11 protein-coding genes and 2 pseudogenes are annotated in these 11280 nt (G+C 56.8%); 6 read left to right on the top strand and 7 right to left on the bottom strand.

The features are described 5' to 3' along the window. Positions 1-31 precede the first annotated feature (31 nt). Positions 32-169 (bottom strand): annotated as a pseudogene (locus BN1137_RS22460) (IS5/IS1182 family transposase); the annotation flags it as partial. 201 nt (positions 170-370) lie between these two features. On the opposite strand from BN1137_RS22460, the gene BN1137_RS22035 reads away from it, so the two are divergent. The 3 genes from BN1137_RS22035 to BN1137_RS13590 are packed head-to-tail and all read left to right on the top strand — an operon-like array spanning position 371 to position 1283. Next, on the top strand, positions 371-523 hold the full coding sequence (locus BN1137_RS22035; RefSeq protein ID WP_198150645.1) for a DUF3309 family protein: 153 nt from the start codon (positions 371-373) through the stop codon (positions 521-523). A gap of 27 nt (positions 524-550) precedes the next feature. Further along, the gene (locus BN1137_RS13595) at positions 551-967 is read left to right on the top strand and encodes a BON domain-containing protein (protein WP_050719133.1); all 417 of its coding nucleotides are present in this window, start codon (positions 551-553) and stop codon (positions 965-967) included. 28 nt (positions 968-995) lie between these two features. After that, a complete protein-coding gene (locus BN1137_RS13590; protein ID WP_050719132.1) occupies positions 996-1283 on the top strand; it encodes a sll1863 family stress response protein in 288 nt (95 codons plus the stop codon). Positions 1284-1565: 282 nt separating this feature from the next. On the opposite strand, the gene BN1137_RS13585 is transcribed toward BN1137_RS13590, so the two are convergent. From BN1137_RS13585 to BN1137_RS13575, 3 genes are all read right to left on the bottom strand, one after another. Further along, positions 1566-1976, bottom strand: coding sequence for a low affinity iron permease family protein (locus BN1137_RS13585; RefSeq protein WP_050719131.1), 411 nt, complete (start codon positions 1974-1976; stop codon positions 1566-1568). Positions 1977-2009: 33 nt separating this feature from the next. After that, entirely contained in the window at positions 2010-2465 is a 456-nt protein-coding gene (locus BN1137_RS22030) for a VOC family protein (protein WP_083443459.1), read from the bottom strand. A gap of 176 nt (positions 2466-2641) precedes the next feature. Next, positions 2642-2893, bottom strand: coding sequence for a GlsB/YeaQ/YmgE family stress response membrane protein (locus tag BN1137_RS13575; RefSeq protein ID WP_050719129.1), 252 nt, complete (start codon positions 2891-2893; stop codon positions 2642-2644). 24 nt (positions 2894-2917) lie between these two features. On the opposite strand from BN1137_RS13575, the pseudogene BN1137_RS22455 reads away from it, so the two are divergent. Together BN1137_RS22455 and BN1137_RS13570 are read left to right on the top strand one after the other, a co-directional pair. Then, a pseudogene (locus BN1137_RS22455) lies at positions 2918-3085 on the top strand (IS66 family transposase); the annotation flags it as partial. Between the two features lie 217 nt (positions 3086-3302). After that, positions 3303-3620 carry a BON domain-containing protein gene (locus BN1137_RS13570; protein WP_050719167.1) on the top strand — a complete coding sequence of 106 codons (318 nt, stop codon included), beginning with the start codon at positions 3303-3305 and terminating at the stop codon, positions 3618-3620. A gap of 194 nt (positions 3621-3814) precedes the next feature. Here the strand turns inward: BN1137_RS13570 and BN1137_RS13565 are convergent, their stop codons facing one another. Further along, positions 3815-4123 (bottom strand): hypothetical protein, encoded by a 309-nt coding sequence (locus BN1137_RS13565; protein ID WP_050719128.1) that lies wholly within the window; start codon positions 4121-4123, stop codon positions 3815-3817. A 466-nt stretch (positions 4124-4589) separates the two neighbouring features. Here BN1137_RS13565 and BN1137_RS13560 point away from each other — a divergent pair, with 466 nt between their 5' ends. After that, complete coding sequence (locus BN1137_RS13560) at positions 4590-5315, top strand: Crp/Fnr family transcriptional regulator (RefSeq protein WP_050719127.1); 726 nt, start codon at positions 4590-4592, stop codon at positions 5313-5315. Between the two features lie 66 nt (positions 5316-5381). Here BN1137_RS13560 and BN1137_RS13555 read toward each other — a convergent pair whose 3' ends face one another. Together BN1137_RS13555 and BN1137_RS22730 are read right to left on the bottom strand one after the other, a co-directional pair. Further along, the gene (locus BN1137_RS13555) at positions 5382-11084 is read right to left on the bottom strand and encodes a glycoside hydrolase family 94 protein (RefSeq protein WP_198150644.1); all 5703 of its coding nucleotides are present in this window, start codon (positions 11082-11084) and stop codon (positions 5382-5384) included. Next, positions 11081-11280, bottom strand: a 200-nt coding sequence (locus BN1137_RS22730; protein ID WP_198150643.1) for a hypothetical protein, incomplete at its 5' end; no start/stop codon positions are given. The genes BN1137_RS22730 and BN1137_RS13555, both read right to left, overlap by 4 nt.

The raw sequence follows: 11280 nt of genomic DNA, 5'->3' as shown, positions 1-11280 counted from the left end.
GAGGCTGGTATAGAGCAGAGGGGGTGCCACTGGGATAGATGGGCTCAATGACGGCCGGTGTCCTGAGCCAAGGGAGCAATTGCTTCATTCGAGATAGGAAAATTTCTTTGCGGGTCTGGCGGCGTTTACCGTTGAACTCGCCGTCAGCAAAGGTCAGTTGATGACTCACGTTGGTTCTTATTCATGGTACCAAGAGGATCTTGTGAACTCACATTGAGGATTCTTTTGAGATTATTTTGGCTCGGCAGCAAAACGTATGCCCGGTCTGTGTGGTGGCGAACAGACCCGGTCGGTGGATTCGTCGCACTATCGCCATGAAATGGATCGTTTATATCACCCCATATGAAACGCTTAGGCGAAGGAAGTGATCATGGGAACCATTCTACTGATCGTGCTTGTCCTGCTATTGATCGGTGCTATTCCAAGCTGGCCGCACAGCCGGAGCTGGGGTTACACCCCTAGCGGCCTGATCGGACTGGTCCTGCTCATCATGCTTATCCTGGTTTTGCTCGGCAAAATCTAGGCAACCTTGCACCGGAGAAATCAACACATGAAACCAAGCAACACTATCCTTGCCATCTCGCTGCTGCTCGCCTTCGGGATGAGCGGATGTGACAAACCGGGGTCGGCCGAACAGGCTGGCAAGAAAATTGACGAAGTGGTCAGCGACACCGGCAAAAAAGTCGACGAAACCGTCGATGAGTATGAGGGCAAGATATCGGAACAAAGTGACAAAAACGCCCAATCCTGGGATGACACCGAAGTGACTGCCAAGGTCAAAGGCGCGCTCCTCGGTGAGCCCGGTTTGAAGTCGATGCAGATCAGTGTCGACACCGTCGGAGGTGTGGTCACGTTGACCGGGACGGTTGACTCACAGGCCAACAGCGACAAAGCCGGCGCGCGAGCGATGACAATAGCTGGCGTCGAGAATGTTGTTAATAAGCTGGTGGTGAGCTCGACCCAATAATGCCCCACCCGCAGCCAAGGAGAACATCATGGAAATGTATAATGCATACAAGGAAAAGATGAACGCGCAGCTCAGGGAGTGGAGCAGTCAGCTCAATCTGCTGGAAGCCAAAATGGAAAACATGACCGCCGACATGAGAGTCCGGCGGGCGGAGGAGATCCAGTCCTTGCGCGTCAAGCAGTACGCTGCCACCGACAATATGGAAGAACTCGGCAGGGCGAGCGGTGAATCCTGGAAGCAGATCAAGGCCACCGCCGACAAGATGTGGAGCGATCTGAAGGCCGGTTTGGCCGAGGCCCAGTCGAAATTCAAGTAAGCACACAACCTTGTACCTTTGGGTGTTGGATTCAGCAAGATGTAACGTTTCAAGGCTCAGGTTCCCGCTAACACGGGAATCTGAGCCTTGTTACTTGGCTACAGCCCATCGTGTTGGGCGAGCCACTCATAGAAGGTCTGCAGCGCAAAATTCAGTTCCCGACTGGTGGCAAGGTTGCGGTAACCACAAAAAGCGTTATTAAAGCAGGCCAGCGTTGGCAAACACCGAAACACTGGGCCACTACACAGGAGTAAGTAATAAAACGATGAGAGGGATACTCTTTTATGGTTCGGGTGATCCCGTGTCTTTGTTACCCAGCGTCAGTTCCGATCGGGCGGCTGCAGCCAGTGCCTGGTACTTAACCTTGAACGCGTGCAGGTTTTCTTCTTCCAGTTCCTCGAGATCGAGGAGCGCGTTGTGCGCACCTTGAGTTGCTCGAATGAGTTCGTCCAACTTGATCTGAATGGCTTCGGTGTCCCGGTTTTGGGTGTTCTGGATGAGGAAGACCATTAGAAAGGTGATGATCGTCGTGCCGGTGTTGATCACGAGTTGCCAGGTGTCACTGAACCCGAACAACGGGCCGGTGACCACCCAAAGCAGAATAACCCCCACCGCGAGCGAGAACACTCGAGGTCTGCCGCAAAAGTGTGCGGCGGCTTTCGCAAAACGGGAGTACCAGACAGCATTACGCATGAGGGCTTCCTTCTCGGCGGCTAAGGTTTGACATCAAGGGTGGCATCGGGCTTGGTGACCATCCTCTCGATGGAGGGGGTCAACCCCTGTCGATGCAAGCGTTTGTGCTATGTGCTGGTGCTCATAGGACGTTATCTCGAAAGGATTTCCGTCGGGGTCGTTGAAATAGAGTGACCAGGCAAGATGGTGATCGACGGCCTTAACGTCATGGCCGAGGACGGCAGACAGATGGGCACGCCAGGCAAGGAATTCCACGGCCGTGGTGCGAAAGGCGACGACGGAATGGCACTTTTCGACAGGACGCTCGAACAGCGCGAGGTGGACAGTAGCTGCAGCATTGCTTACGGTCAGTGGGTCGTGCTCTGACAGCCAGGGTTCAAATTCTGGCTGGCGGTGCAATCCCAGCACCCGTGCGTACCAGGCTTCCGACAGTGCACGGTTGGCGACATGAATATGGACATGGTCAAGACTGTCGAGGCTGGGCATCATCACCGGCTCCCAAGTTGGGAATGTAATCTAAGGCTATCGCGATTGGGCTCCATGCCTGTGTTCATCCGTACGCGTTGGGGAATAGGTGATCACCAAGTTTGACGCAAGCAGCGAGCCAGTACGTCATTCAGAACCTCACCCCTACACATTGTTCCGATATACATTGCTCGATGCGCCTAGGCACGCTTGATGATGCGCACTATCAGGAGGAGCACGATGGCCCCTATCGTCGCCACCAGGATGCTGCCGAGCAGGCCACCGCCCATGGAAACACCCAAGGTGGTGAACAGCCAACCGCCAACAAATGCACCGAGCACACCCACGACGAGATCGCCAATCAATCCGAAGCCTCCTCCTTTGACCAATATTCCTGCCAGCCAACCGGCCACCAACCCTACGATGAGAAACCACAGCATGTTCTCACTCATATCATTCTCCTTGTGCTTCGGTGATCTCATTACGGCGAGCTGTTTTACCAGCGCATCCTGTTGTTGGTGGAGACGAGCAAACGATTGGGCCGTTGCTCGCAGGAATGGCTGCGAGCCGTGGTACGGATCTGTATCGAGAAGACGGACTATCCCATTCTTGCGAAACTGATGCCGTCAGTCCCGTCCCGGTGAACAATTACCTACTTTGTTCGGCAGCGTACAGACGGGAGAGGCAAGCAAGGCTAGTTTAGGCGTGTTACCAGTATAGATAGGGTCGGGAGTCAATAGTTGACCCAACGTTCCTCATATATCAATCACGGCCTATTTGGAGTGCCACTGCATGGGCAGAATTTTGTCCTCGTGATCTTGTTGATTGGCACACTACCGTCAAGTTGGAGTCATGCTTATCATGAAAAACATCAACAGTATTGCCAGAAACTTTGCCGCAATAGCATTGCTATCAGCCGCGGTGGTTGGTTGTGCGTCAACAGCCAATAAGGAAGGAACCGGGGAGTATATTGATGACTCTGTGGTAACCACCAAGGTTATGTCTGCCATTTTTTCCGATCCAGACCTCAAGTCAGCTGAAATCAGTGTAGAAACCTTCAAAGGTGTAGTGCAGCTCAGTGGCTTCGTCAGTAAAGAGGCCAGTATTTCAAAAGCCGGTGCCGTAGCAAGTGGTGTCGAAGGTGTGACGTCAGTGAAGAACAATCTGCATCTTAAATAATAGAGACTGTTTATGTTATCTACAGCAGTAAAATACACCATCCAGTCGGTGTGTTTTACTGCTGTATTTTATCTGTGATGCCATGAGTGATTGCCAATGGCCGAAGATGAAGTTTTATATCTATGGATATAATTTAACTTTACTCTATGACCCCCTTGGGTCATGCCAAAGTAGGTGCCTGGGATGCTGTAGGATTAAAAAAATATCAAGGCCACCAGAAATCCGAGTACCACGGCCAGCATCATATAGCTCATGGGGTTGCTTTTGACTTGAGCTCGCACTCTTTTGAAATATGAGTCCTTTGCTTCTTGTAAGTCCTTATTCTTGTCATTGAAGGTAGTCGTTGCCGAGTTGACTGCATCGGCGAGCTTGTTGACGACCTTATGGGTACTCTGGGTCATCTGATCCACCGCCGGATGTGTTGCGCTAGCAGGGGTGATGACGTCTGATTTAGGAGCGGCTTTCGTGCCGGTGGTGTTTGTACTCTTGTCGGATGTGATCATGATCGTTCTCCATATTCAATAAGATATATCTGCGGTATCAGGCTTCGTATATTCTACGTTGGCCAATACCACACGGATACTGGTGGTTTGGCAGATAAAGGGTAGAACTACTACCCACAATATTATTTAGTGGTATAAGAAAAGCTGGTCCGGTCCCGCGATGATATTACTAATTGATGGCAAGATATTATCTTAACCCGTGAGACCAAGGCTTTACTTGTCACGTCATGTAATCCACGCCTATGCCATTGCATCTGCAGTGAATATCCCTCAAGTCTGACGTATCGACGTTGTGATGTCGGTTCGCTGTAGCACATAGGCACGAGATTTTTTTCCCTACGAACAGGGAGTCAACGCAGATAACTGATGTCAAAGAGACTTTATTGGCACTCTTGTAGTCTGTTTTTATCCATCCCGTAGGTTTTTGTATATTCTTGTTGGGTGAAAAAACAGCATGGTAAGAGATATGCCCGCACATCATCCACTGCAGAACCACTTACTGGCGGCCTTGCCTGCAGAGGCCTATCAGCGTTTGTTGCCGCATCTTGAATATATCGAGTTACCACTGGGTAAGGTGTTGTACGAATCTGGTGATACCCTGCGTTATGTCTACTTTCCCATTGATTGCATCGTCTCATTACTGTACGTGATGCAAGATGGCGCCTCGGCGGAGATCTCCGTGGTCGGCAATGAAGGGCTCATCGGGGTGGCGTTGTTTATGGGGGGGGAGAGCACGACGAGCCGGGCCCTAGTGCAGAGCGCAGGCCATGCCTACCGACTTAAGGGAAACTTACTTAAAACCGAGTTCAACCTGCATGGGGACATGTTGCATCTGGTCTTGCGTTACACCCAGGCGCTGCTCACTCAAATGGCCCAGACGGCGGTATGTAATCGTCACCATACCATCGATCAGCAGCTCTGCCGCTGGTTGCTGCTGTCACTGGACAGGCTGTCCGGTGATCAGCTCTCAATGACCCAAGAGCTGATTTCCAACATGTTAGGGGTTCGCCGGGAAGGGGTGACGGATGCGGCAGGCAAGCTGCAGAAGCTGGGTGTCATCGAGTACAGCCGTGGTCATATTACCGTGCTGGACAGAGCCAAACTTGAGCAGCTCTGCTGCGAATGTTATGCCGTGGTGAAGGCGGAAACAGACCGCTTGTTACCCTATCTACCCAAAAAAACCAGGCCCTGACGCCATCCCGATTGCGGCAAGCCGATACGGGACGCGCATATGGCATGCTCCCGCATGTTATGCGAATTACAGCTGTGGTTCAGTGCTCACATCCTCGCACGCAGGGGTATGGCATCCCATCGTGATGTTGAGCTGATGGTGGCCACCATCCAGTGGTACTCGTAAAGGGACGTCACTATGGGGGAGAGCGACTCCATCCAGTAGAATGGTGCTGGTTTGTCGCTCCGACGGTTCCCCTATGTCCACCTCTATCCTGTAGTGGGTGGCATCCATCGTTATCTCGGCGCTAAATCCCGGCCAATGTCTGGGCAAGTGAGGGTCGATTCGTAAAAAATGCCCCTCACGATGTATCCCCAATATGCCCTCAATGCCGGCCTGATACATCCAGCCTGCCGCCCCCGTATACCAGGTCCAGCCACCGCGACCAATGTGGGGCGGGGTAGAGTAGATATCTGCCGCCATGACATAGGGTTCGACCTTGTAACGTTCAACGTCAGCGGCATTCTGGGCATGATTGATGGGGTTAAGCAGTGCGAACAGGTTGTGAGCCTTGGTGCACTCCCCGAGCCTTGAAAAGGCAAGGATGGCCCAGGTCGCGGCATGGGTGTATTGGCCACCATTTTCGCGCAATCCAGGGGGATAGCCGCGAATATAACCCGGGTTTTGCGTCAGTTTATCGAAGGGAGGGCTAAAGAGTAGCGCCAGCGCCTCATCGTAGCGGATCAGGTATTTTTCCAGGGATTGCATCGCCGTCATGGCACGGGTGGGATCGGCGACACCGGACAGGATGGCCCAGGACTGGGCAATAGAGTCTATCTGGCACTCAGGGCTATCTTTTGAGCCCAGCCAGGTGCCGTCATCGAAGGTCGCACGACGATACCAGGCGCCATCCCAGGCTTTGCGTTCCAACGCGACCCCCACCCGCTGGGCGTGGGCCTCCCAGCGCTCGGCGCGCGGGTCGTGACGGGTGCGGGCCAAGGGGGCGAACAGCATGATGGTGCGCAGCAGCAACCAGCCCAGCCAGACACTCTCTCCCTTGCCTTCGCTGCCGACCAGATTCATGCCATCGTTCCAATCCCCTGAGCCAATGGGGGGCAGGCCATTGTTTCCAGTCAGCTCTATGGCTTGATCCAGTCCGCGAGCACAATGTTCAAACAGGGAGGCCGATTCGTCGGAGATGGCTGGCAGGAAGAAGGCATCCTGTTCGTCCAGGCCCAGTGGCGGGCCTTCCAAGAACGGAATGAGCTCATCGAGAATGGCTTCATCGGCCGTGTCGAGAATGTAGGTGGCCGTCGCGAAGGCCAACCAAATTCGGTCATCAGAGATCCGGGTGCGCACCCCTTGTCCGGAATGGGGCAGCCACCAGTGCTGGACATCTCCTTCAATAAACTGGCGCGCCGCGGCGCGCAGCAAATGTTGTCTGGTGGCCTGGGGCTGGGCGAAGCTGAGTGCCATTCCATCTTGCAGTTGATCGCGAAAACCATAGGCCCCACCGGCCTGATAAAACGCCGAGCGCGCCCAGATCCGGCAAGCGAGTGTCTGATACAACAGCCAGCCATTGAGCATGATATCCATGGCCCTGTCAGGGGTCTTGACCTGGATGGATCCCAGCAGTGCCTGCCATTGACTGTCTACCTCGTCTTGCACCACATCGAGACCCTGACGATAGCGGCTGACCAGGGCACTGGCCTGTTCGGCCGAGCGCCCTTCACCAAGCAGGATGACCAGCTCCAGGCGTTGACCTGGCGCAAGCACGACCTGAGTCTGCAGGGCGGCGCAGGGATCCATTCCCGCACCCGTTCGGCAGGATAGCATGTGGCGCCTTGTCAGCGCGGCGGGGGAGGATAACTGCCCGTGGTTACCGAGAAACTCTCTGCGATCGGCGGTCCAGCTGGTTTGCTGGCCACCGAGATCGAAGAATGCGACCTGGTTGGGGAAAACCGTGCTCCAAGGATTCTGTGCCAGCATGGCACCGGTTTGGGCATCCATCCGGGTGGTGATATAAGGGGCCGTCAGGGTGCGGGATGCGCCCAAAATCCATTCCACATAACCGGTGACCGTGAGCCGGCGCGGGGTCCGAGTGAGGTTGTGCAGCCTCAGGCGAGAAATCTTGACGGGATCCGCGACGGGGACATATTGCAGCAGTTCACTGTGGATCCCATGGGCCTGATGTTCGAAGCGGCAATAACCAAACCCATGGCGGGCGATATAGGTGCCACCATCGCGAATGGGTTGGGCGGTGGCGCTCCATAACGCAAGCGTATCCTCATCACGCAGGTAAATGACTTCCCCGCAGGGATCCATCACGGGATCATTGGACCAGGGCGTCAGCTGATTCTCTTTGCTGTTGTCGCTCCAGGTGTAACCACTTCCTTCGGCGGAGACCTGGAAACCAAAGTGGGGATTGGCCACCACATTGATCCAGGGCGCCGGAGTCATGTGCTCATCGGTGAGCAGGGTGACATACTCGCGACCTTCTTTGGCAAAGCCACCCAACCCATTGAAGAACTCCAGCTCTGGATGATGTGGATGCTTGAATGGCACGGTGTGCCGTGGTTTGACGATCGGCCCGGGAGGTGGGAACGGCGGGGAGTCGGGCAGGCGGGCCAGCTGCTGTTGCAGCGATCCCCGGCGTGCCGTCAGCACGACACGCGCCGCCGCGAACAACAAATCGCGCACCTCGGGACTCATCAGATCGGTTCGAACCGTGTACACAGATCCTTGCGCCAGTTCCGCATTGAAGCGTGGTCGGGATTGGCTGCTGCGCACGGCCGTCTCGATGCTGTTTTGCAGATCCTGCACATAGGTGGTGGCGTGCTCATTGATGATCACCAGATCGACGGCAAGCCGCTTCATGCGCAGATATTCATGGGCGAGCAGCAGCTCGCGTACCTGAGCCAAGTCCTCGATATCGTCGATACGCAGCAGCAGTATGGGTAAATCCCCCGAGATGGACTGTTGCCAGAGCACGGACTGGGGCGCTAGACCCTGCAGGATGGCGCTGGAGGCAGCACGGAAACGGGGATCGGCGTAGAGCAAAGGGGCGGCCAGCCGCTGGAAGTTGGCCGCATCGGACGCCTGAATGTTCAGGTGGTTCAGCTGGACCTGTGCCTGGGTCCAAGCCAGCGTCTTGGCGCGTTCAAAGGCATGGCGATTGTGGTGCTGATCGATGAGGTCGAGCAGCGCCGATCGCGATGAGGCGACCAGGGTCCAGAAGGCCACATGGGTACTGCCGCCCGGCAGGACCTGCACCAGCTGGCGCAGCGAGAAGATGGGGTCAAGCACCGTGCCCGTGGTATCTGACAGCTGGGCCCCTCGCTGCAAGGCCTGCGCCGAGGCGACGGTCCGGCCGCGGCCGATGAAGCGAACGCGATCGGATTCGTATTGGAGAGCCCCCACGGATTGGCCCTCGACGATGATGAAATGTGCCGCCCACACCTCGGTCTCCTCGGGCGACCTAGGCCGCCGGGTGGCAATCAGCGCCCCTGTCTCCGGCAGGTATTCGGTGACCACAAAGAGCTTGGCAAAGGCGGGATGGGCCCGATCGGTCTCCGCGGTGGTCAGCACTATCTCGGCGTAGGAGGTGAGCTCGATCTCGCGGCGATGGCGGCCACGGTTGGTCAGCGAGACACGCCGTACCTCGCCATCCCCCTCACCCGACACCAGCACCTCCATGCTGGTGGTCAGACGGCCATTCTGATGAAGGAAATGGGCGCGATCCTCGGCAAATACGACCTCCTCCTCGTTGGTGGTGCGGCCCAGGGGCTGCGAGCAAGGAGACCAAGTCTCGCCACTTTGGACATCGTGCAAGAACAGGAAGTAGCCCAGGTGGTCACGGGTGCTGTCCGCCTGCCAGCGGGTGATGGCGATGTCGCGCCAACGGCTGTAGCCTGCACCCGCACTGGTGAGCATGACGGAGTAACGGCCATTGGAGAGCAGATGAGTCACTGGCGTGCCGTGGACAGAGGACAATAACCGCCGAACCGCGCTGACGTCCTGGCGGCTCTGGGTCTGGGATGCCTTTATCTCGGCGCCACGCGTCCGGATGATGGTCATGTCCTGCGGTATCCGCTCCTGTAAAAGCAGCTCACAGGCTTGAATGATGGGCTCTTCATGCAAGCGGGTGCGCATTCGCCCCCCTTGCAGCGCGTTGGCAATGGCCACCACCGTCATCCCCTGGTGATGGGCCATAAAGTTCTGCACGATGGCGACCTGCTGGTCGTCGGGCAACCGCGCCCGGGTGAAATCCAGCGCCTCGTAAAAGCCGTAACGTCCAGCCCCTCCCAGCATGGCCAGTTGCTCGAAATTCTTCAGTGCCGCGCCGGGGTTGACCATGGCTGCCAGCGCGGTGGCGTAAGGAGCTATCACGCGATCTTCCGCCAGCCCACGCTTGAGGGCCAAGCGAGGAATGCCAAAGTTGGAGTATTGATAGGTAAACTCCAAGTCCCTGGCGTTGTACGCCGACTCGGATATTCCCCATGGAATGCCAAGCGCACGGCCATAGCGGATCTGCAGCGCGACGATCAGGCGGTTGGTTTGCTCCAGCTGTGAACCGATGGGGGCCCGCATGACCAGCGAGGGCATCAGGTATTCGAACATGGAGCCAGACCAGGAGATCAGCACGGTGGCCTGCCCCACCGGGGTGACAGCTCGGCCCAGACGAAACCAGTGACGGGTGACGATATCGCCCTTGGCGATGGCAAACAGACTGGCGAGCCTGGCCTCGGAGGCGAGCAGGTCGTAGCAGCTGGCATCGAGCCGGTTGTCGGTCAGGGAGTAACCGATGGAGAGCAGCTTGCGCTGTGAATTGAGCAAGAACGTGAAGTCCATCCCCATGGCCAGCGCGCGTGCCGCGTCGGCGACCGCCTGCAACCTCAGTCGCAATGATGGCGGCAGTGGGGGGAACGACCGCTGATCCTCCGCATGCTCAGTCACCGCCAGCTTCAGCGCATCCAGCCAGAAGGTAAGTTCAGCGCCAGCGTGTTGATCTCCGCTGCGGCAAAAATGGTGTGCCATGCTGGCGGTTTGTGCCGTCAGCTTGGCGAGTATGGGCAGCAGCTGTGCCATCGGTTGCTGGCCGAATAGCTGGTGGTGGATCTCGCCCAGATAGGCGGTGATCGCTTGCTGTGGCATGTTGGACTGTATGGTGTAGGGCTGGGCGAGATAGGCGTACAGAGCCTGCTCGGCCAGCAGACAGGTATCCTGTAAGCCGCTTCGGACGGCGCCACAGCCGGATTGCTGTTGCCAGTGTTCGCAGGCATTTGCGACGACCAGCAGATGGCCTGCCAGGTTGCCACTGTCAACCGAAGAGACATAGGCGGGTTCCAGGGTCAGCAGGCTTTGGGTGTCATACCAGTTGAAAAAATGGCCCTTGAAGCGAGGCAAGCGTTGCATCACTGCCAGGGTGGCTTCCAGTCGCTTGAGGGTAGCTCCGAGCCCGGCCCAGCCGAAGTCGTTGGCCGCCAGGGTGGCGAGCAAATAGAGCCCCATGTTGGTGGGAGAGGTGCGATGGGCAATGACCTGTTCGGGGCTTTCCTGCACGTTGTCCGGTGGCAACTGGTTGTCAAGGTCGGTGACGAAGGTCTCGAAATAGCGCCAAGTCTGGCGTGCTATCAGCCGCAGTGCCACGGCCTCTTTCACACTGCAAGTGAGCGTCTTGGCCTGACAGGAGGGCCGACTCGTCCAGTACGCGGCCAGTGGCGCCAGTAGCCAGAGCACGCCAAAGGGCAGCACCAGGGGCCAGGCGGTGGGGGTACTGAGCAGCGTCATGGCGCTCGCCCCCATCCCCAGCACCCCCCCGCCACCATCAGCCGATAAAACCCTGCGCAGGCCAGGCGGGGCGCCCCGGCAGTTTGCGCCGCCGTGGTCCACTCCAACAGGTGACGATGGGAGAAAGACAAGCGAAACAGGGTGCGCACTATGGCATCTGTCATGCGCCAGGCCTGATCGACCAGAAAGGCCAGGC

The sequence above is a fragment of the Aeromonas tecta genome (assembly GCF_000820185.1).
Lineage (GTDB): Bacteria > Pseudomonadota > Gammaproteobacteria > Enterobacterales > Aeromonadaceae > Aeromonas > Aeromonas tecta.
This window is presented reverse-complemented; position numbering and strand designations above follow the sequence as displayed.

Coding starts and splice junctions, on each gene's coding strand:
- BN1137_RS22035 (WP_198150645.1), top strand. CDS start 371: ATGGGAACCATTCTACTGATCGTGCTTGTCCTGCTATTGATCGGTGCT.
- BN1137_RS13595 (WP_050719133.1), top strand. CDS start 551: ATGAAACCAAGCAACACTATCCTTGCCATCTCGCTGCTGCTCGCCTTC.
- BN1137_RS13590 (WP_050719132.1), top strand. CDS start 996: ATGGAAATGTATAATGCATACAAGGAAAAGATGAACGCGCAGCTCAGG.
- BN1137_RS13585 (WP_050719131.1), bottom strand. CDS start 1,976: ATGCGTAATGCTGTCTGGTACTCCCGTTTTGCGAAAGCCGCCGCACAC.
- BN1137_RS22030 (WP_083443459.1), bottom strand. CDS start 2,465: ATGATGCCCAGCCTCGACAGTCTTGACCATGTCCATATTCATGTCGCC.
- BN1137_RS13575 (WP_050719129.1), bottom strand. CDS start 2,893: ATGAGTGAGAACATGCTGTGGTTTCTCATCGTAGGGTTGGTGGCCGGT.
- BN1137_RS13570 (WP_050719167.1), top strand. CDS start 3,303: ATGAAAAACATCAACAGTATTGCCAGAAACTTTGCCGCAATAGCATTG.
- BN1137_RS13565 (WP_050719128.1), bottom strand. CDS start 4,123: ATGATCACATCCGACAAGAGTACAAACACCACCGGCACGAAAGCCGCT.
- BN1137_RS13560 (WP_050719127.1), top strand. CDS start 4,590: ATGCCCGCACATCATCCACTGCAGAACCACTTACTGGCGGCCTTGCCT.
- BN1137_RS13555 (WP_198150644.1), bottom strand. CDS start 11,084: ATGACGCTGCTCAGTACCCCCACCGCCTGGCCCCTGGTGCTGCCCTTT.